At 64.6% G+C, this 20169-nt stretch carries 17 protein-coding genes and 1 pseudogene; 11 read left to right on the top strand and 7 right to left on the bottom strand.

Annotated features, from left to right (window positions below):
* Positions 1 to 134: 134 nt before the first annotated feature.
* Positions 135 to 809: a Crp/Fnr family transcriptional regulator gene (locus AB7Z56_RS02685; protein WP_063980493.1), complete on the bottom strand. Its 675-nt coding sequence runs from the start codon at positions 807 to 809 to the stop codon at positions 135 to 137.
* 247 nt (positions 810 to 1056) lie between these two features.
* Here AB7Z56_RS02685 and AB7Z56_RS02680 point away from each other — a divergent pair, with 247 nt between their 5' ends.
* From AB7Z56_RS02680 to AB7Z56_RS02670, 3 genes are all read left to right on the top strand, one after another.
* Entirely contained in the window at positions 1057 to 3099 is a 2043-nt protein-coding gene (locus AB7Z56_RS02680; protein ID WP_231143776.1) for an AsmA family protein, read from the top strand.
* Between the two features lie 247 nt (positions 3100 to 3346).
* A complete protein-coding gene (locus tag AB7Z56_RS02675) occupies positions 3347 to 5794 on the top strand; it encodes an adenylate/guanylate cyclase domain-containing protein (protein WP_063980491.1) in 2448 nt (815 codons plus the stop codon).
* Between the two features lie 210 nt (positions 5795 to 6004).
* Entirely contained in the window at positions 6005 to 6871 is an 867-nt protein-coding gene (locus AB7Z56_RS02670) for a hypothetical protein (protein ID WP_441256152.1), read from the top strand.
* Here AB7Z56_RS02670 and AB7Z56_RS02665 read toward each other — a convergent pair whose 3' ends face one another.
* Together AB7Z56_RS02665 and AB7Z56_RS02660 are read right to left on the bottom strand one after the other, a co-directional pair.
* A complete protein-coding gene (locus AB7Z56_RS02665) occupies positions 6872 to 8140 on the bottom strand; it encodes a Spy/CpxP family protein refolding chaperone (RefSeq protein ID WP_063986002.1) in 1269 nt (422 codons plus the stop codon).
* 142 nt (positions 8141 to 8282) lie between these two features.
* Complete coding sequence (locus tag AB7Z56_RS02660) at positions 8283 to 9308, bottom strand: LysM peptidoglycan-binding domain-containing protein (RefSeq protein WP_441256151.1); 1026 nt, start codon at positions 9306 to 9308, stop codon at positions 8283 to 8285.
* 187 nt (positions 9309 to 9495) lie between these two features.
* On the opposite strand from AB7Z56_RS02660, the gene AB7Z56_RS02655 reads away from it, so the two are divergent.
* The 3 genes from AB7Z56_RS02655 to AB7Z56_RS02645 all read left to right on the top strand — a co-directional run bounded on the left by AB7Z56_RS02655 (position 9496) and on the right by AB7Z56_RS02645 (position 13688).
* Entirely contained in the window at positions 9496 to 10191 is a 696-nt protein-coding gene (locus AB7Z56_RS02655) for a hypothetical protein (protein ID WP_231143775.1), read from the top strand.
* 158 nt (positions 10192 to 10349) lie between these two features.
* Positions 10350 to 13013, top strand: a complete 2664-nt coding sequence (locus AB7Z56_RS02650) for a bifunctional diguanylate cyclase/phosphodiesterase (RefSeq protein ID WP_283017921.1) — start codon at positions 10350 to 10352, stop codon at positions 13011 to 13013.
* Positions 13014 to 13295: 282 nt separating this feature from the next.
* Positions 13296 to 13688 (top strand): hypothetical protein, encoded by a 393-nt coding sequence (locus tag AB7Z56_RS02645; RefSeq protein WP_283017920.1) that lies wholly within the window; start codon positions 13296 to 13298, stop codon positions 13686 to 13688.
* 2251 nt (positions 13689 to 15939) lie between these two features.
* Here AB7Z56_RS02645 and AB7Z56_RS02640 read toward each other — a convergent pair.
* On the bottom strand, positions 15940 to 16239 hold the full coding sequence (locus tag AB7Z56_RS02640; protein WP_354095961.1) for a hypothetical protein: 300 nt from the start codon (positions 16237 to 16239) through the stop codon (positions 15940 to 15942).
* Positions 16240 to 16415: 176 nt separating this feature from the next.
* Here AB7Z56_RS02640 and AB7Z56_RS02635 point away from each other — a divergent pair, with 176 nt between their 5' ends.
* A complete protein-coding gene (locus tag AB7Z56_RS02635) occupies positions 16416 to 16685 on the top strand; it encodes a hypothetical protein (RefSeq protein ID WP_283017917.1) in 270 nt (89 codons plus the stop codon).
* Between the two features lie 218 nt (positions 16686 to 16903).
* Here the strand turns inward: AB7Z56_RS02635 and AB7Z56_RS02630 are convergent, their stop codons facing one another.
* Positions 16904 to 17419 carry a Spy/CpxP family protein refolding chaperone gene (locus tag AB7Z56_RS02630; RefSeq protein WP_354095960.1) on the bottom strand — a complete coding sequence of 172 codons (516 nt, stop codon included), beginning with the start codon at positions 17417 to 17419 and terminating at the stop codon, positions 16904 to 16906.
* Positions 17420 to 17761: 342 nt separating this feature from the next.
* Between AB7Z56_RS02630 and AB7Z56_RS02625 the strand changes: the two are divergent.
* Positions 17762 to 18103 (top strand): annotated as a pseudogene (locus tag AB7Z56_RS02625) (EAL domain-containing protein); the annotation flags it as partial.
* Between the two features lie 35 nt (positions 18104 to 18138).
* Here the strand turns inward: AB7Z56_RS02625 and AB7Z56_RS02620 are convergent.
* Positions 18139 to 18480, bottom strand: a complete 342-nt coding sequence (locus tag AB7Z56_RS02620) for a hypothetical protein (protein WP_208089604.1) — start codon at positions 18478 to 18480, stop codon at positions 18139 to 18141.
* Between the two features lie 352 nt (positions 18481 to 18832).
* On the opposite strand from AB7Z56_RS02620, the gene AB7Z56_RS02615 reads away from it, so the two are divergent.
* From AB7Z56_RS02615 to AB7Z56_RS02605, 3 genes are all read left to right on the top strand, one after another.
* Positions 18833 to 19099: a hypothetical protein gene (locus AB7Z56_RS02615; protein WP_063986001.1), complete on the top strand. Its 267-nt coding sequence runs from the start codon at positions 18833 to 18835 to the stop codon at positions 19097 to 19099.
* The gene (locus AB7Z56_RS02610) at positions 19092 to 19388 is read left to right on the top strand and encodes a hypothetical protein (protein ID WP_028149307.1); all 297 of its coding nucleotides are present in this window, start codon (positions 19092 to 19094) and stop codon (positions 19386 to 19388) included. Before AB7Z56_RS02615 ends, AB7Z56_RS02610 begins: the two co-directional genes overlap by 8 nt.
* 115 nt (positions 19389 to 19503) lie before the next feature.
* A complete protein-coding gene (locus tag AB7Z56_RS02605; protein WP_028149308.1) occupies positions 19504 to 19782 on the top strand; it encodes a DUF1488 domain-containing protein in 279 nt (92 codons plus the stop codon).
* Here the strand turns inward: AB7Z56_RS02605 and rpsU are convergent.
* Positions 19772 to 20053, bottom strand: a complete 282-nt coding sequence (rpsU, locus tag AB7Z56_RS02600; RefSeq protein ID WP_063980487.1) for a 30S ribosomal protein S21 — start codon at positions 20051 to 20053, stop codon at positions 19772 to 19774. The two genes, AB7Z56_RS02605 and rpsU, sit on opposite strands and share 11 nt — an antisense overlap.
* Positions 20054 to 20169 lie beyond the last annotated feature (116 nt).

The raw sequence follows: 20169 nt of genomic DNA, 5'->3' as shown, positions 1-20169 counted from the left end.
ACGGACGTCGACAGCTCAAGCTGGTTCAGCGAGCGGCGTCAGCGAACCCGACGTCGCAGGAGATCGTCTCCGCTACGAAGCGTTCAAGCGCACCGGTCGCGCCGTCCGAACGACGAAGCGGTTTAGCCGATCCCCTACTCGTTCCGCGCGATGGCCGTCAGCTTGGTCATGTTCCGCAGCAGGATGCGGCCGCGCTGGAGATCGAGGATCGCCTCCTTGCGCCACGCCTGAAGCTGGCGGTTGACGCTCTCGCGGGCCGCGCCGACGAAGATGCCGAGCTGCTCCTGCGAGATGTGGACCTCCGAGCCGAAATCGGCGGCGAGCGCGCAGAGCCGCCGCGCCAGCCGCACCGGCAGCGGTTGCAGCATGGATTCTTCCATGCGCTCGCTCTGCCAGCGGATGCGCTGGCACAGCAGCGCGATGATTTTGATTGCGACCTTCGGCTCGCGTTCGAGGAAGCTGAGAAAATCTTCGCGCCGCAGCACGAACAATTCACTGGCTTCGCCTGCGGTCGCATCCGCAGTCCGGCTCTGGCCGTCCAGCACCGCGACCTCGCCGAACAGGTCGCCCGACCCCATGAAGTTCAGGGTCAGACGGCTGCCGTCGGAGACGCCGGTCTCGATACGGACCTGGCCCCGGCGCACGCCGAACAGCGCGTCCCCCGCATCGCCCTTCTGGAACAGCACCTCGCCGTTCCCCAGATGCTGGGTGTGGCAGAGATTCGACAGCCGCTGGAGCTCGTCTGCGCCGAGATCGGCGAACATCGCGTTCATCTTCAGGATGACCGCAAATTCGGCCTGCTTGCTCATTTCAATGTCCTTGTGAATTTCCTTAGCCAGTTTCCCTGGCAAATCGCTTGGAACCATCAAATCAGGATCGCGTAATACCGCGCCGGGGAAGTGTGTCATAAGTCACATAACTTTGCAGCACCCCCTGACTATTTTTACGTGCTTGGAGCCGCTTCCCGTCCGGGGATAAACTCAGGCGCAAAGGACGGATGCATAGGACGGTCATCTGCGGGATTCGCCGCCGATTGTCCGTCGTTGGAAAGTCGACATGAGAGCAGTGAAATTCGCCGGCGCGGCGATAGCCGCCGTCATCATCGTGATCGGGCTTCTCCTCGTGATCGGGATTCCCTCGGGATTCCTGACCACGACGATTGCCTCGCGGGTCGAGAGCGCGACCGGCTACCGCCTGTCCATCGACGGCACCACGAAGATCAGCCTGTGGCCGACGCTGAACGTCACACTCAACGATCTCACGCTTCAGGACCCGAAGGACCGCAGCGGCATCACGCGCCTGACGGTCGACAGCGTGCAGGCCGACATGTCGCTCTCGAGCGTATGGTCGGGCAGCCCGAAGATCAGCGAACTCGTCGTCACCCATCCCGTGCTCCACCAGCCGCTGCTGCGTGAGCGACTGCCGAATGCCGGCACCGCGTCGAAGCCGCTGGCGCTCGACACCGGTGGTGCGACCATCGACCGCGTCAAGGTCGTCGACGGCGAAGTCGCGTTCGCGCGCGTGCGCGACCGTGTCGAGGGCCGCATCAGCGCCATCAACGCCGACGCCGTCGTTGGCCGCGACCGCAAGGTCGACATCGCCGGCACCGCGCGGGTCGGCGATCACCCGACCAAGTTCGACATCAAGGCGTCGACGCCGGCGCCGCCGGCCGACCGGCCGACCATTCCGGTGGATTTCGCCATCGACATGCCTGATGTGCTGAAGTCCCAGCTCACCGGTCATGCCGAGATGCGGCTGAGCGGCGATGTCGTGATGATCAACGGCGTGAACGGCAGGCTCGGCGACGGCGCCTTCAACGGCTGGGCCTCGGTCGATATTGCGAGCAAGCCCCTGGTCAAGGTCGATCTCGACTTCCAGCGGCTCGCGATTCCGGTGGCGAAATCGCCGGAGGGCACGTCGGGACAGCCCTGGAGCAATGCACCGATCGACGTGTCCGGGCTCAATTATGTCGACGCACAAATCAGGATCTCCGCGAACGAGGCCGTGATCGGCGATGCGCGCCTCGCGCCGCTGGCGCTCGATGCGAAGCTCGCCGGCGGCGTGCTGAAGGCCGGCACCGCCAATCTCGGCGCCTATGACGGCCAGGTCTCGGGCGAGGTGATCCTGGATGCCACAAGCGGCGCACCGAGCTTTGCCATGCATTCCGATCTCGTCGGCGTGCGCGCACTGCCGCTGCTCCAGGGCCTTGCCGAGTTCGACCGGATCGACGGCAAGCTGCAAGCCAAGCTCGCGCTGCGCAGCGCCGGCACCAGCCAGCGCGCGCTGATGGCGAACATGCAGGGCACGGCCTTCGTCAATTTCCAGGACGGCGCCATCCGCGGCATCAATATCGCGCAGATGATCCGCTCGCTGACGTCGGGCACGCTGTCGGGCTGGCAGGACAGTGAGGCCCAGAGCACGGATCTGTCGCAGCTCTCGGCGTCCTTCCGCATCGACAAGGGGCAGGCGGTGACGACCGATCTCAATCTGATCGGACCGCTGGTGCGCGTGACCGGCGCCGGCACCATCGCCCTCGACACCAAGATGATGGGTTTTCGCGTCGAGCCGAAGCTCGTGATGACGACCGAAGGCCAGGGCCGCACGTCGGAGCCGGTCGGCTTCGGCATTCCCGTGATGATCCAGGGCAGCTGGTCGCAGCCGCGGATCTACCCTGACATGGCCGGCATGCTGGACAATCCGGATGCCGCCTATGCCAAGCTGCGCGAGATGGGCAAGGGCCTGTTCGGCCCTGATGGCGCAGGGCTCGGCAATCTCCTGGGCAGCCTCGGGTTGGGCGGCGCCGCAGCGCCGGGCGGCGGCAACGCGGCCGGCAATGCCAATCCGCAAACCCAGCAGCCGGGACAGAACAACCCGCTCGGCGGCCCGCTGGGCGAGGCGATCGGCAATTTGATCCAGCAGGGGCTCTCCAGCGGTGCGGGGACCAGCACTGGCACCGGCCGCAGCCGCGGCCTGCCGGCGACACCGTCCACCCCCGCTCCGCAGGCCTCTCCCGCGCCCCCGGCCCAGGACGACCCGGCGGTGGTGCAGCAGGACAGCCAGCCGATGAACGACGTGCTGCGACAGCTCTTTAATCGATGATTGGCCGACCAACGCACTGGACTCCACGCCAATCCCTACATCGGCCTCCCCGTCCGCCGCTTCATCCAAAGGGATGAGGCCGCGACAATTCACGACCCCTTCGGCCGAGCCCCGGCCTCGACAGCGGTAACCACGCCGGCCGGTCCACAGGTCGCTGGACGGCCCGCTGGCCCGAATTGTGGTAGAAGGGCGCCTGGACCGGTACGGCCCGTAGCGTCGGCGTCGATGACGGCGCGAGAGGATCTGGATGGCGGGAGCGAAAGACAAGACACGGTTTCTGCGCGAGGGCCTGTTCGCCAAATACGTCGTCTCCCTCGTCGGCCTCGTCGTGTTTGTCCTCGCCGTCAACGGCGCGATGGAGACCTGGATCTCCTATCGCGCCACCAAGACCCAGCTGACCGACGGGCTCGACGACAAGGCGCAAGGAGCCGCCCGGCGGATCGAGCAGTCGATCTCCGAGCTCGAGCGCCAGATCAGCTGGGTGACGCGGGCAAGCCAGGACACGCTCGAGAAGCGCCGCGCCGACTACGCATCGCTCCTGCACCAGGTCTCGGTCGTCAATCAGCTGTTCCAGCTCAACGGCGAGGGACGCGAGGTGCTGCGCGTCTCGCGCCAGTCGACCACGACCGGCGGCAATGCCGACCTCTCCCGCGACATGCGCTTCACCGACACGGTTGCCCGCGGCGTCAGCTACGCGCCGGCCTGGTTCTCCGACCGGACGCCGATGATGTCGATCTCGCTGGCGCATTCCGGTTTCAATGCCGGCGTCACCGTGGCCGAGATCGACCTCAGCTTCCTCTCCGACTTCCTGTCCGACGCCCAGGTCGGCAAGGCCGCGTTCGCCTATGTGGTCGATCCGCGCGGCCGCGTGCTGGCGACGTCGTCGAAAGGGCCCGATGTCGGCAAGGACCTGTCGAAGCTGCCGCAGGTGGCGGCGGCGATTGCGCCCGGCCGCGAGCCGGACACCTCGGGCACCGACTTCAACGGCCATGCGGTGATGAGCGCCGCGAGCACCGTGCCGAAGCTCGGCTGGAACGTGATGTTCGAGCAGCCGACCACGCAGGCGTTGATGCCGATCCGCGACCAGCTCGTGCGCATCGCGCTCTTGATCGGCATGGGCCTGATGGTCGCGATCCTCGCCGGCACGCTGCTCGCCCGCCGCATGATCATCCCGATCACGGCGCTGCGCGACGGCGCGCACAAGCTCGGCGAAGGCGATTTCAGCCACCGCATCGACGTCCACACCTCCGACGAGCTGGAAGACCTCGCCGGCCAGTTCAACCGCATGGCCGGCCAGCTCCAGGAAACCTATTCGGACCTGGAGACCAAGGTCGAGGAGCGCACCCGCGATCTCGCGCAGTCGATCAACGAGCTCAAGGCGCTGGAAGAGGTCGGCCGTGCGGTCGCCTCCTCGCTCGATCTCAACGCCGTGCTGCCGACCATCGCGGCGCGCGCGATCGAGATCACCCATGCCGATGCGGTGCTGATCTATGGCTTCGATGCCGAGACGCGCCGCTTCAACCTGATCGAATCCAACGGCATCGACAAATCGGCCGACGGCGCGCATGTCACGATCCAGCAGGGCGCCAACATCCTGAGCGATGCCGCCGATAGCGGCGAGCCGATCGCGATCGCCGATCTCGACCGGGCCTCCGAGCAGCCGCTGCGCGACGTCGCGGTCGATGCCGGCTTCCACTCGGTGCTGGTGGTGCCGCTGGTGGACCAGCAGGGCACGCTCGGCTCGCTGGTGGTGCTGCGCCGGGCCGGCGGCGAGTTCGGCGGAAGCCTCACCGGCCTGATGCGCACCTTTGCCAACCAGGCCGTGCTGGCGATGCGCAACGCGCGGCTGTTCACCGAGGTCGATCACAAGGGCCGCGAGCTCGCCGCGGCACATAACACCGTGCAGCAGCAGGCGGCCAAGCTCCAGGAGCAGACCGAGCAGCTTCGCAACTGGAACCGCTCACTGGAAGAGCGCGTCGAGAAGCAGCTCGGCGAGATCAGCCGCATCAAACGGCTCGAACGATTTCTCGCGCCGCAGGTCGCCCAGCTCATCGCTTCGTCGGATGGTCATGACTCGCTGCTCGACAGCCATCGCCGCGAGGTCACCGTGCTGTTCTGCGATTTGCGCGGCTTCACCGCCTTCACCGAGGCGACCGAGCCGGAAGAGGCGATGAACGTGCTGCGCGAATATCACGCAGCGCTCGGCAAGCTGATCTTCAAATACGAGGGCACGCTCGACAAATATGCCGGCGATGGCGTGATGATCCTGTTCAACGCGCCGATCCAGTTCGAGGACCACACGCGGCGCGCGGTCCAGATGGCGGTGGAGATGCGCGACACGATCGGCCCGCTGACCGAGAAGTGGCGCAACCGCGGGCACACGCTCGGCTTCGGCATCGGCATCGCGCTCGGCTATGCCACGCTCGGCCAGGTCGGCTTCGAGCAGCGGCTGGAATATGCCGCGATCGGCAGCGTCACCAACCTCGCCTCGCGTCTCTGCGACGAAGCCAAGGCCAACCAGATCGTGGTCAGCCGCCGCGTCTACGGCATCGTCGAGCCCTGGGTCGAAGCCCGCGCGCTCGACGACCTCGTGCTCAAGGGGTTCAATCACCCGGTGCTGGCGATGGAGATTTTGTCCTGGCGCGAGCAGGTGGAGAACGTGGTGGATGCGTCCGCAGCGCGGCGGAGAGGGTAGCCAACAACAAAAAAGTCGAAAACAACCCCATGCACAGTAGACGGGGTCCGCAAGATCAATGACTTACGCGGGTGCGGGAGTGGTTTGACACGTCGGGCAAAACACCGGCGGAATGGTATCATCTCCCACACCCTCCCACGAACCACATCCCTCCTCCCTGCGACTAACGATCGCCTCGGGGTCGAGGCTCGATTTCGGATGGAGACGATCGTGGCGTTTGCCTTGCCTTCGCGCGCGTATGATATGCAGATGCTGGACCGTCCCGCTGATCGTGCGCGCGATCACGGTTGGGTCTATGGCCTGCCGCCGGGCATCAGCAGCGAGCAATGGCCGCTCGATCTCGTCACCGGCTTTCCGCTGATGCACGGCTTCACCTTGAAGCTGCCGGAAGACTATCGCGTGCATGGCGAGGACATCGTTGCGGTCTCGTTCTTCGCCACCGCGCCCGACCACAATGACGGCGGTGCGCCCGATGATCCCGAGATTCGCGAGGCCGTGGCGGCGCGACCAGCGCATCCGCGGCTTTCGCGCATGACCGATATTCTCGACTACGAATATGCAGCGTTGCTGCTGACCAAGGCCGAATATGAGGGCGCATTCGCGGCGCCGCCGGCACCGCTTCCGCTTGCGACAGCCGATCGGCCGCGCTGGCTCGACGTCGGCGGCGCCAGTGCCTTCTTCGAGGCCGCCGCGCCTTACGCAAAAAAGATGTTTGCCGCGCAGCTGCGCGCCGATCTCAGCGAGACCCGCGCGATCGCGCTTGTGCCACGCGCGACCGATCCCAATGCCGGCAAGGGCCCGCAGGACGAGCACACCCGACAAAACCCGCCGACTGGTTATCAGCCCTACTATTACTATGTCGGCGGCGTGCCGAGCCGCGACAATTTCCGCCTGCATGACTGGGGCAAGGATCACGCGCACAACCATCTCGGCGGCACCATGCGGCCGTGCCAGGCGGTGCCGGAGATGAGCCCGTTCTACATCGAGTTCGAGGAATATTTCGGCGGCTACAATTTCGGCGGCGGCAACGCGCAGCTCGACTTCAAGGACATGAAGTTCGACTGGGCGTGCGGCTGATCACGCCCCGCGCTTCGGCCCGATCGCCTCGAAGCCGACCTTCTGCTCGTCGCTCAAGTCTGCCTCGAAATCGTCGAGCGCGTCGCCGACGCCCTTCACTGCCTGCAGCATCGTCTCCAGCCGCGCCTTCACGGCCGTGAGGCGGGCCTGCGGCGTTGCGGCCGCATGGGTCGGGCAGGCGCTGAGCGTCTCCATGGTGCGCAGCGTAGTGTCCTGGAGCACCTCAAGCCGGGCGCGAGCGGTGTCGTCGAGCCTCAGCGTGGACGCGATCTCGCCGGCGGGCCATTGCTGCTGCACGAGCTGCTCGTATTGCCGCTGCGCCTGCACATCATAGCGGGGATCGTAGCCGGCCTCGCACGCGGCTGGCGTCTGCGCATCCTTGCGCTGGCCGGCCGCAAGCGCGGCACGGCGCTCGTTGGCCAGCGCGTCGAGCTTTGCCTTCTGGCCGGCATCGAGGAGATCGACGAATTTTGCGAGCGGCGGCGCGATTGCGTCCGTCGCCTTGATCATGGCCGCGAGGCGCGTCTGCATCAGGCCGAGGCGCTCCGCGGCGGTCGCGGGGACCTGCGTCAGGCAGGCCGTGCGAATGGTGTCGCGCGCAGCGACCCAGGCGGTCGCGAGCTCATCGAGCGCTGTGCGCTGCAATTCGTTCGGCTGCACCAGGGCGACGATACGGTCGACCGGCAGGCCGCCGGTGTCGCTGGCATCGCAAACGGCCTCGACCGAAGGGACCTTTCGCGCGCGCCTGCCTTGCGGCGCTGTGTAGGCGGCGAACTCCGTGGCCGCATAGGGCGCGAAGATCGCGGCGTAGATGTCGCCATAGCCATAGAGCGAGAGGCTGGTCGTATCGCCCAGGATGATCGCGGTGGTGAGGTCGTCATGCGCGAACGGCCAGAACACCGGGCCCGCCCAGCCATAGCTGCCATCGGGGTGGCGCCACCAGCCCTGCGGGCGACGGCCACCGTGCCAGCCCGACAGCGCAGCTTGCGCCGTAAGCGCCGCACGCAGGATGTAGGGGTTGGCCGGCTGGCCGCGTTCGGCGCCGCGAGGATCCTGCGACCTCAGCGCGGCGGAGCGGTATCGGCCGCCCCGTACCGCCATGCGCGCATGGCGCAGGCGAGTCATGCCGATCACGTGGCCGACGGCAAAGCGCGCGACACCGAGCGGACCACCGCGCAATCCGAACTGTGCCTCGGCCTTATTCGGCAGCAGCACTGCCGCAATCACAAGAGTAGCGCCCGCCAGCGCCAGTCCCATGCGTCCGGACATGAAAGCGGACCTGACCACCTTGGCCTCCTCCCAGCGGCAAGCGCGCACTACGACGCATCACAATGACGCGCTGGGGAACCGAATGTTCCGGAGAGACGGAGGGCAAAGCGTCGCAACGCGCACCGGCGTTGCCGATGCGGTCTCACTCCGCCTTCCGCGGCACCACAAAAGTCTGGCCGGGATAGATCAGGTTGGGGTTGTGGATCTTGCCCCGGTTGGCGTTGTAGATCACCGCGTAGCGGGCGCCGTCACCGTAAGCGAGCCTGCTGAGCGCCCACAGGCTGTCGCCGCGGGAGATGACCCGGTTGCCGCCTGCTTCGGCCGGTGCGCCGCTGATGGCGTCCGCCGGCGACGCCGATGCAACGGTCGTGGCCGCGGGCGCTCGCGCCATCACCCTGGGTTTCGGTGCACCGATAAATCTCGGCTGAACCGTGGGCCTGTCATGCGCCGATGCCTGGCGCGCCGATGCCGACGGCAGGGATGCCACGACATCAGACTTGTCGTCGGACTTCTCGGCCTGCTTCAGCTCCAGCTTCGCGGCCGGTGCCGGGCGCGCGGGCGGCGGCGCGGCTTCGGCGATGGTCACCGGCATGCTGCGGCCCGACTGCGTCACGGTACCGTCAGGCGCTTTCGCCCGCAGGGTCAGCTCATAGGAGCCGGCGGGAAGCTGCGGCGGGGTCATCACGAACTGGCCCGAGGCATCGGCGACAACCGTATCGAGCGGCTTGCCGTCGCGCAGCAGCTCGACCTGTGCACCCGGCGCGGCCCGACCCGCGATCACCGCCGCCTCGCCGTGATCGTCGACGCGCGCGACGTCGAACCGCGGGCCGGCATCGGTCGTGGCCGCCGGCGGCTTGGCCGGCACGAGATCGGCCAGCGCCATGGCCTGCTTCTGCGTCTCGGCCAGCGCATCGACCTTCGGCGCGGAGGCTGGGGGCGCCGATGGTGCAGGCGGCGCGGCGGCGGCGAGCTTTGGCTCGTCCGGCTTCGGCTCTGGCTTGGTCTCGGCCTTGGCTTCGGGCGTTGCCTCCGGCTTGGCGGCGACGGCGATCCCGGTCTGCGCGCCGCCCGGCAGCAGGCGGCGCAGCTCGGTGGGACCGATCACCAGCAGGGTGCCGCCCACCGCGAGCAGGCAGAATGCAATGAAGGCCTTGGAAGCGGTGATCATCAGACAATGAACCCTTGGATCGCAAATCAACCGAAGCCGGCAAATTGCGCCGATTTGGCTGCGTCAGCAAGTCGATCATTGGGATGATGCACCTTTCGTTCCGGCACGCCCGGCATGAACCGGCGGGGCACCGACGGCGTCAAATCACCGAGGCCGCATCGCGGTCATTTCTTGAGGATTTTTTTCCGTGACCGCATTTTGCCGTCCTGCACCATGGCTGGCGCTTGTCTTGACACTGGCCGCCTCTCCGGCGCTCGCCGCATCCGGCCCGCCGCCGGACTACATCCTCACCAACAATGCCGGCCTCGCCTTCACCTCGCCCGATGGCGCCACCAGGATCGAGCAGTACATGAAGGACGGCGGGGATTGGGACGTCAAATGGCAGGTCTGGGCTCGCCGCGGCGAGCAGATGACGGAGCTGAAGCCCGAGCAGGGCTACGGGGCCGGCTTCCGCTTCACCGGCGACTCGCAATGGCTGGTGCGGATGCAGAAGACCGGCTCGGGCGAGCAGGACCTCTATCTCTACCATGTCGAGAAGGGCGCCTTCGCGAGCGCGACGAAGAAGCCGCTCAGCGATCTCGCCTGGGCCTATTTCTACGGCCGGCCGGAGACGAAGAGGTTCGCCAAGCTCGACTTCCACATCTCGGCCAATCTCATGGAGGGTACGGAAGAGGCCTATCGCTCGCTCGGCATGGACTGGCCCAACAACCGCTACCTCGTGATCTCGCTGTCGGGCGAATATGACAATCATCCCAAGAACGTCGCCATGAAGGGACTGGGCGGCTGGCATTGCCGCTATGATCTCGAGACCGGAAAGTTCGACGTGCCCGAGACGTTCGCCAAGAAGAATGCGGAAGCCTTGAGGTGGGAAATCCGCCGGTGATCCCCCGGAATCGCGTCACCGTAAATCCAGCCAGCGGAGCTCCCGCCGATCGAGGGAAATCAACCCTCTGATTCCGTTCCGATTCATGTTTTCCTAACCCTTACTGGTAACGGGCTCTTGTCGGTTTTGCTGCATCTTGCATCCCACGGGAGGGCTGGATGGGCACATCAATCCGATGGACCACGCGCATGCGCGCGTTGCTCCGCCGTTGGCAGGGCGCGCCGCTGACGTGGCTGATCGCCGGCGGCTTCGTGCTGATGGTCGCGATGGCCATCGGCACCGCGCTCACCGTCGATCGTTTCCGGCAAAATGCAATCGAGAGCGGCCGCGACAGCCTGGAAAACTCCGTGCGCATGCTCGCCCGGCATTTCGACCGCGAATTCGCCGACTTTGCGGTGCTCCAGAAGAGCGTCATCGCCGAGCTTGAAAGTCACGGCATCGCATCCGCCGATCTCTTCCGCAGCGAGATGGCCACGCTGGCCATGCACGAGGTGCTGCGCGCAAAGGCCAGCGGCTGGTCCGACGTCGCCGGCGCCAACGTGTTCGATTCCAACGGCGTGCTGATCAACTCGTCGCGGCGCTGGCCGGTCGCCGATATTTCGGTCGCCGACCGCGGCTACTTCAATCGCCTCAGGAACGATCCGGCCTCGCAGGAAGAGATCGAGGTCGTGCCCGGCCGGCTCGGCAACGGAGCTGCGATCGTGTTCGCGCGGCGTGTCTCCGGTCCCCACGGCGAATTCCTCGGCATGGTGTCGCGGGCCATTTCGCCGGAGCAGCTCGAATCCTTCTTCGCCTCGGCCGGGCTCGGCGAGGAATCCTCGATCGCGATGCACCACCAGAATGGCCAGCTGCTCGCGCGCGTTCCGCATGTCGACACGATGATCGGACAGAATTTTCGCAACGGCACGCGCGAGCAGATGGCGGTGTTCGAGCGCACCTTCGTCACGACGCAGCTCGCCAGCCCGATCGACGGCAAGGACCGCATCGTCGCCGCGCGCCTCCTGACCGGTGAGCCGCTGGTCGTGGTCGCGACCAAATCGCTGGACGCGACGCTGGCCACCTGGCGGACGCAGACAAAATTCTTCGTCGCCGTCGCCGTGCTGTCGATCGGCCTGCTCGTGCTCACGCTGTTCCTGATCTTCCGCCAGATGACGCGCAGGCTCGCCGCGGAGAAGCAGCAGCTCGACACCGCGATGAACACCATGACGCAAGGCCTGTTGATGTTCGACCAGGACGAGCGCCTGATCGTCTGCAACCGGCGCTACATCGAGATGTACGGACTGTCGGCCGACGTGGTGAAGCCCGGTGCCTATTTCCGCGACGTGATCCAGCATCGCTATGACACCGGATCGTTCCACGGTGACGTCGCGTCCTATTGCGACGACATTCTGAGCAATACCGGGCGAACCCAGAGCGCCGTCGTCGAGACCGCGGACGGCCGCCTGATCGAGATCAAGAACCAGCCCGGCGCCGCCGGCGGCTGGCTCGCGACCCACGACGACGTCACCGAACGCATCCGCGCCGACGAGCGCATCGCGCATATGGCGCATTACGACGCGCTGACCGACTTGCCCAACCGCGTGCTGATGCGCGGCCATCTGGAGCGCCGCATCGCGGAGCTTGCCCAGGGCCAGCCGTTCGCGATCCTCTACATCGACGTCGACGAATTCAAGGGCGTTAACGATTCGCTCGGCCACGAGGTCGGCGACGAGCTGCTCCGCCAGGTCGCCAACCGCCTGCGCGCCTGCGTCAGCGGCAACGACCTCGTTGCGCGCCTGGGCGGTGACGAATTCGCCATCGTCAAGGCCGGCACCAGCGACCGGACCGAGCTGACGGCGCTGGCGGAAAATATCCTGAAAGCGCTGCGTACGCCCGTGGACTGCAAGGGCCAGGAGATCCCGACCGATGCCAGCATCGGCATCGCGATCGCGCCCGATCACGGCGACAATCTCGACGATCTGCTCAAGCGCGCCGATCTCGCGATGTATGCCGCGAAGTCCGAGGGCCGCCGCACCTTCCGCCTCTTCGTGCCCGAATACGACGCCAAGGCGCGGCTGCGCCGCCAGCTCGAGCTCGACCTGCGCCAGGCCCTCGCCCGCGGCGAGTTCGAGGTGCATTACCAGCCGCTGGTCGATCTCGCGGCCAATGTGGTCAACGGCTGCGAGGCGCTGCTGCGCTGGCGCCATCCCGAGCGCGGCATGATCTCGCCCGTCGATTTCATTCCGGTCGCGGAAGAGACCGGACTGATCGGCGAGATCGGCGAATGGGTGCTGAAGCAGGCCTGCACCGAGGCCGCGAGCTGGCCCGGCGATATCCACATCGCGGTCAACGTCTCGCCAGTGCAGTTCCGCGCCAGGACGCTGGCGCTCAAGGTTGCAGCCGCGCTCGCGGAGTCAGGACTTGCGCCCGGACGGCTCGAGCTCGAGGTCACCGAGACCGTGCTCATCCGCGACGACGAGGAGGCGCTGACGATCCTCCAGCAACTGCGCGAGCTCGGCGTACGCATCGCGCTCGACGATTTCGGCACCGGCTATTCGTCGCTGAGCTATCTGCACCGCTTCCCGTTCGACAAGATCAAGATCGACCGCAGCTTCATCAGCGACATCGGCCAGTCCGAGGATTCCTCTCCGATCGTGCAGGCGGTGGTGCACATGGCGGCCGCCCGCCACATGGCGACGACGGCCGAAGGCGTCGAGACCGAAGCCCAGCGCGAGGTGCTGCGGCAGCTCGGATGCAGCCAGATGCAGGGCTGGCTGTTCAGCCCCGCCGTGCCGGCGGCGAAGCTGAGGCAGCTGTTGTCGGCGCAGGCGGTGGCGGCTTAGATCGGCGATATTGTTCGGGTGCGGCACGATTTCGCAACAAACCCTGTCGTGCCTGAAGCGATCCGCCAACCCACCTCAGCCTCGACGTAACACCGAGCAAACACACCAGAGAGCGCGGCGCATCAACATCTCTCGGCTGCCCCTTGCGCACGATTGCGTGCACAAATCCTTCAAGACGCAATTTAAGGTTCAGTCACGAGGCAGACCAAATTGATCCTCGTCATGTCGGCGTCAACCGACAGGCTTCTTATGCAAAGGGGACGACAGTATAGGAGCAAAACGATGAAGCAGACAGCTTTCAGAACTTTTGCAATTGCAACTTCGACTATCGCCTTTGCAGCACTGTTCACCGTTGACTGGTCTGAGCAGCGCGGGATTTCGCTCTCAGTTGAGAGTGCCCAGGCGAGGCGACTCTATGTCAGCCCGTATCCCTACAGTCACTACATACCCGATCAAACCGGTCTGCCCTGGTACGCAGTGCGAACCTACTATGCTGGCGGCCCCTGGTGTGGGGCCGGCGGCGGGACCGGGTACGGCACGACGGTTGGAGTCTTTGGCCGTGCTTCCTATACCTGCTACGACGGTTGGGATAGCTATGCGAGGCTCAACGGCATTGGTTGCACGCCCGGCACATTGATCAAGGGCGGTGACGGAATCATGTACGTCTGCCAGTAAGCACGCGGACTGCAACGAGAGGCGGCGCGAGCGCCGCCTCTTTCAATTCGAAAACGCTGTGCGTTCTTGCCGTCACGGGCTCGCGCACCATCGAAGAAAAGTCGTTGGTAGCGTCAGAGTCTCTGCCTCATCCGAGGCTCGCAAGCTCCCTCGTCCAACTTTGATCTAGCGCAATGCCGACCCGACGGTGAGGCAGCATCTTTTCAGCATGGGGCAAGCCAGTAATGGAGCAAGTTCATGAGACAGATGCTTCTAACAAAACTTGCAATTGCGGGCTCAACTGTCGCATGCGCGGCACTGTTCTCGTTTAGCTGGTCTGAACAACACGGCGTCTCCTTGTCGATGGAGAGTGCCCAAGCACGGGTCGGTCGACCGCTGACCCCAATGAGCGTTGCAGGTGTTGCTCGCCGGCAAAATCGGCGGGCTGCGTACGGGTATGGTGCCGGGGTGGTCGGCGCCGGCGTCGCCGGCGCGGCCGCCGTAGGCACAGCCGCTGCAGTGGCGGCCACATCCCCCAACTGGGGATGGGGAGGCAGCCCTTACGACACAGGTGTCGACAACTATGGAGTTACGGGCGTGAGTCCCGCCAGAGGTGGGCCTTCCTACGGTGGTGGAGCCTTGGGAGCTAATGCCTACTATCCTGCGTCCACAGCCGGCGACAGCAGTGGCTGGTACATAACGCCCGCCGGCATGGCCTGCACATCGGGGACTTTGGTCACAGGCGCCAACGGCTTGCCGTTCCGCTGTCCGTAAAACACAGACGAAGGCCGGTGAAGCGGACAAGGACTTCGGCCCGTCAGGGTATCAGCGACGTTATGGCATCCTGATCTAAAGGGTCGCGCTAACAAGTGATTGTGCGCAAAGCAACGGAATTTGTTGCACGCCCGGCACACTGATCAAGGGCGGCGACGGAACCATGTACGTCGGCCAGCAAGGAAACACGCAGCGACCAGGAGGCGGTCCAAACGGCCGCCTCCAGATAAAACTCTTCCTGGTCCTGCATGCGGATTGATGTTGCCTTCGAAGGGCACCAACCTTGCTTTGCGTGATTTCAAAAGGAGAGTGACGATGATCAGGCTATTTGCTGTTGCAGGTTTTGCGTTGGCCATCGCGTCATCGACGCAGGCAATGCCACGCGCGCCGATTCAGTCGGACGATCTCATCACGCAAGTCGCTGCCGGCTGCGGGCCGGGTAGGACGATGGTCAACGGCGTGTGCGTAGCCAGAACCACAATCCGCCAGACCCGCCGGGACGTCCGCAGATGCGTACGATGGAATGCAGGCGTTTGCGCGCTGTACCAGTGAACCACCATCGAGCTAGCATCTGATCGGCCTCGCGCAGTTCAATCGCGAGAAAACGTACTTCCCCGCGCCTGCTTCGCGTCGGGAGAGCTAACACTTGCGAAGCTACGCAGGCATCGCCTGTTACCGCTGCTTCCCTTTCGGACAATGGTGCGAGCGGCAATTTCAAGCTCCAAATCAGCGGCCGACCTCAGGAGCAAGTGTGCACCCGTAGGTCAGCTTGGAGCGCTCCAGAGCGGTACAAGGTCAATCATGCTTGTCCGGGGATGGCGACAATTGTGTTCTCTGCGGGGTGAGCGTCCGCGCACCAGTGTGCGCGCGTGGCTCACGGCGGACCAGCGATCTCGTTCGTCAAAGGAGTGTTCTCTTGATCCGCTCACGTCCCCAATCGTCATGGGTTGGATGAAGAGCAGTTTGCATCCGCCTGAGGACGATCGGCACGGCGTCAAGGCTGTTCTCAAAACAACGATCGGTCTTGATGGAGAGGCGATGCTGTAAGCCAGTCATGCCTGGCATCTGCAGGCTTCGAGCCCGCCCTTGAGGCTCGCGAAGGGCTGAGATGGCGACGGCATCGTCACTCCACTGTAATTAGAAAGGAGGTGACGGCAATTTGGTACGTGACCTTTGAAGTTCGCAGAAGTGGCCTGCTTCCGAAACCGCGAAGTCCCCATGAAACGAGGACGTTTGCAACCGAGGCCGAGGCCAAGGCGTTCGCTCGCTCAAAGCTTGAGGACGGCTTGGTGCTGTTGGCTGGCACCATCAATCCGCATTCTCCCAAGCAACTCATTCCGGCGTCCCGCATCCAGTCCTGGCTGGCTGACGATCAGGAAGGAGGCCCCACTAATGCCGCCTGTCCCGACTAGGCGCGCAAACGGCTCGCACAGCATTCTGCCGGGGAAAGCCATTAAGACGATGTATCGCACCGGCAGAGCCGAAGGCCATGCGAGCGTTAAGCCATGAGATGCTTGCCCACGAAGTTCATGAGCAACATGACGATTATCAGGACACCCATCACCACCACCGCGACGTTTGCGACTCGTCGCAACGGCCCGCCAAGGGGGTTCAACTCGATCAGGAAGCGCAATAGCCAGATCACGAGACCGACGACAACGACGTTGATGACTAGATAGATCAGACCTTCGAGCATGGCAGGCGCTCTCAAATCTCGGGCGGCATGCGCCGTTTCTCCGCCTTCTGTCGAGAACGCACCCGCCTCGGAGAAGGCTTCGCTGCGTCGATAGCGCAGCATAGCTCCGAGAGCACGAAGGCTCGGGATTGTATCGTGCACTATGCAGCTTTTGCCAAAGTTCCGAATAGCAACCTCGTCCAAGATAGCTCCTCGCCATTGACGTGGATCAAGCGACGCGTTCGCCATCGGGGAAGTATCGACAGGCAAGGTACACACTGACCACAAGGAGGCTCATGATGAAGCGGATTGGCGGAATGCAGCTCGCATTCGTAGCAATCGGGCTGGCGTGTGGATTTGGCACGATTAATTGGTCGGAGAGCGACGGCCTGTCGCTTGTACAAGGCGCAGAAGCCAGGGTCGGACGACCGGCGACGCCGATGAGCGTCGCAGGCGTTGCGCGCAGACAGACGCGACGGGCAGTCGTAGGGGGGGCTGCGGTCGGCGCGGCGGCCGCCGGTACAGCCTGTGTGCGCGTACTGGTGAATGGTTCCTACGTGTGTCGTTGAGTCTGGACCTCAGCTTCGATGTCGCGGTCCCCAACAGGTGGCTGGTTGCGGCCCTAGTCACCTTGTGATCTTGGGAAACGGAATCGCAGCGGCGGTCGTTGGTCGCGCATGCTGCCTGGGGATGTCGGCCCTACCAAAGGGGACATCGCCCAGGCTTAAAGTTAGTTTGCCGCGCAGGTTCAGACCATCACGCGGCCGGTATGAATCAACACCCTGCTTCAGTCCTCGTCCTCGGCCTGCGCACGACGTCGTTCCACGACATCACTCATATCGTGAAGGACAAGGACCGCGAGGGCTCCCATGCGCTGCCTCTGTTCGGGACTGAGGGTCTTGTAGAGTGGCTGCCACGCCTCGGCGAGTTTATCCAAATCGGCTGATCGTTGAGCCAATGCCTCCGAGCGTCGTTGCAAGAAGGCGATGGGGTCACGATTGCGCATGGTTTCGACGGCATTTTGGTCGGCCCGTCTACCCACTGTTTCCGAGATTTTTGCAACACGGGCCTTCCGATCTTCCGCCCTGGCACGAATGGCGCTCTCGACAGGCGGCCAGAGTTTTTCCTGGTCAGGTGTAAGCTGCAACGCGGCCTTGGTCAGATCGATCCGCATGTCCATCAGTGTACTCCGGTCCACTGTGTTCAGCCGTTCTGGCGTCGCAGGGGACGGAGATTGCGCGTTGGCAATCGACGGTGCGGCAAGAAGGAGCGCAGCTGTTCCGATCACTACTGCTTTCATCATCGGGAACCTCCAAGGTGAGCGGCCCCCAGGCACCGCGCAGACAATGGTCGGCAGCGCGATGCCGCATTGATTCAAATCAAGGGAATTGGAGAAAGAATTGTGGCGCGCGGGCCGAGCGAGACCTGCGACATGTCCGTTCTTGCGCCGCCATTCTGACGAGCGGACGTCAACCCTTGATCGCAGCACAGCGCGACGCGGCGTTCGTCAGACCAGCAACAAATAGACCGCCCCGGGCGGCTTCCCCGGGGCCAGGTTGCTGGGGACCGAGATTGAACTAATAGCGCGCCGTGATCGGCGTCGTGTAGCAGCCGAAGCCGTAGTTGAAGCGCAGGGTGATCATGTCGATTCCGCGAGCTCGGCGTGCGCATCGCGCTCGACGATTTCGGCACCGGCTATTCGTCGCTGAGCTATCTGCACCGCTTCCCGTTCGACAAGATCAAGATCGACCGCAGCTTCATCAGCGACATCGGCCGGTCCGAGGATTCCTCTCCGATCGTGCAGGCGGTGGTGCACATGGCGGCCGCCCGCCACATGGCGACGACGGCCGAAGGCGTCGAGACCGAAGCCCAGCGCGAGGTGCTGCGGCAGCTCGGATGCAGCCAGATGCAGGGCTGGCTGTTCAGCCCCGCCGTGCCGGCGGCAAAGCTGAGGCAGCTGTTGTCGGCGCAGGCGGTGGCGGCTTAGCGCGGCCAGTCACCCCATCCCTCGCCGACGCCTCGCTACTTCTTCTTCGCCGGTCCGAAATCCGGTTGCCAGGCGGCTTCCTTGCGGCTCGGCGCCGCCGCGATCACCTTGGATTTTTCCTTCTTCGGCTTCTTGGTTTCGCGATTACCGCGTTGCTGACCCTTTGCCATGTCGCTCTCCGTTGGTTCGAGCTCGTCGAGCTCATCCGATTGCAGCAGCCGTCCACGAGGGGTGCAGACCCTGACGTCCATGTAGCCTTCGCGCAGCAGTTTTCGAGCGAGGCGCAGCGCGAACGTCGCCTTGCCGCGACCGAGATTGGAGCTGCCGTATTCGTTGGTCCCGCTGACCAGATACGGCACAATTGTTGCCCTAGCCATTGAAGATGGCGGCCGCGCCGACGAGAAGCAGAAGAAACCGCGGAACCATCACCGGCGGCACGATCCGATCCGCGAAGCGAACGCACGCCATCGAACGCTCCTGCGAAGCCTTCGGCGGGAGCACACGTGCCCCTCAGTCACCGGTCGAAGCCGTTGAGACGTGCGGTGATGGCAGCGACCCTACGCCCGCACCGAGCCAATAGCGAGGGTTAAAATGCTGCGGAAACAATGGCTGCTGTGACATCGTCGCTTGCCGGCCCGGCGACGATAGTACTGGCTATTGCCGCGGCGAGCGCGCATGGTCGTGACGGCCGGCACCGGTTGGGGCTTCACTTGCGAAAGGCAGGCGTGCATGACCATCCGCTCGCGGCGTGAAACCGTCACCTTCAGGCATCCGTTCCGCATCCGCGGCGTCGAGCGCATGTTGCCGGCCGGCGCCTATGAGGTCGTCACTGACGAGGAGGCGATCGAGGGCCTGACCTTCGCGGCCTATCGCCGCGTTGCCACGATGATCACCGTGCCCGCCGAAGGCCCCCGCGGAACCTTGGAGATGCTGTCGATCGGCTCGGTTGATCTTGCGAACGCGCAGGCCGCAGACGCGAGCGTGGCGAATGACTGACCGCACCGTCGATCTCGACAAGCACCGGGGCATGGCCGCGCAGAAGGCGACCGACCTGCGCCGCGCGCTGGCGGAGGTCGAGGCAAATGTCAGGGAACTGCGCGAGCGCGAGGCCGATCTCGAGAACCGTATGATGACGGTGCCCGCCACGTCCTGGCCGGAAGCGGCGGTGAAGGCGCGCCATCTGCTCAACCTCTATGCTGCGAGCCTGCCCGCCGAGGACACACGCCACCGCGCGCTGGTGGCGGCGCTGTTGGACGATTTCGTCCGGCTGTCGGGTGATGACTGAGACAAACGACGGCCGCCTGCAGTCTCGACGTGCGCCACGTTCCGGCCAGCCGGGAATCGGCGGCGATGATTTGAGGGGCATCGTGCCAAGCAGCAATCAGGTGACGGAGTAAGCCATGACATTGACCAGCGGCCGCTTTATCGGCCACGAATACGATCGGATGATCGTCCGGTTCTCGATGCATGACGGTGCCAGGGAGATTCCTTGCGCAATCTCGACCTCGGCGATGGACTACCTCGAGCCCAGCCCGCAGGTCAGGCCCGAGCAACGTGAGGCCCAGTTCACTCGCCTGCGGGATCGCATCGAAGCACGCGCGGCGAGCAAATATCGCGCGACGGAGTTCGAAGGCACGCCGCCCGGCATCGTGCTGCGAGGCATCGACTTCAGGCTATAGGGACCCGAGCCTTGACATCCGGCAGGGGCGGCTTGCGCTCAAAAGGCTTCTTCTTCGGCGGCGCGGGCAGCAATCCTTCGCGGATTGCCTGCTTCCGCGCGAGCTTGCGGGCGCGTCGAACGGCCTCGGATTTCTCGCGAGTCTTTCTCTCCGAGGGCTTTTCGTAGGAACGCCGCTGTTTCATTTCGCGGAAGACGCCCTCGCGTTGCATCTTCTTCTTGAGAACACGGAGTGCCTGCTCGATATTGTTGTCTCTGACGAGTACCTGCAATCGATCCTCCTCCTCGCTTGGGGCTGCAAATGCGACACGCCCTGCATGGCAGCCAATTGCGCAGGAGCTTCATTGCGAATTTTGAGGATAGCGCTGCGACATTCGTCGCCAGCTTC

The sequence above is a fragment of the Bradyrhizobium sp. 482_C4_N1_8 genome (assembly GCF_052075965.1).
Classification (GTDB): domain Bacteria; phylum Pseudomonadota; class Alphaproteobacteria; order Rhizobiales; family Xanthobacteraceae; genus Bradyrhizobium; species Bradyrhizobium barranii.
The sequence above is the reverse complement of the archived record's forward strand: the minus strand, read 5'-3'. Positions and strand labels throughout refer to the sequence as shown.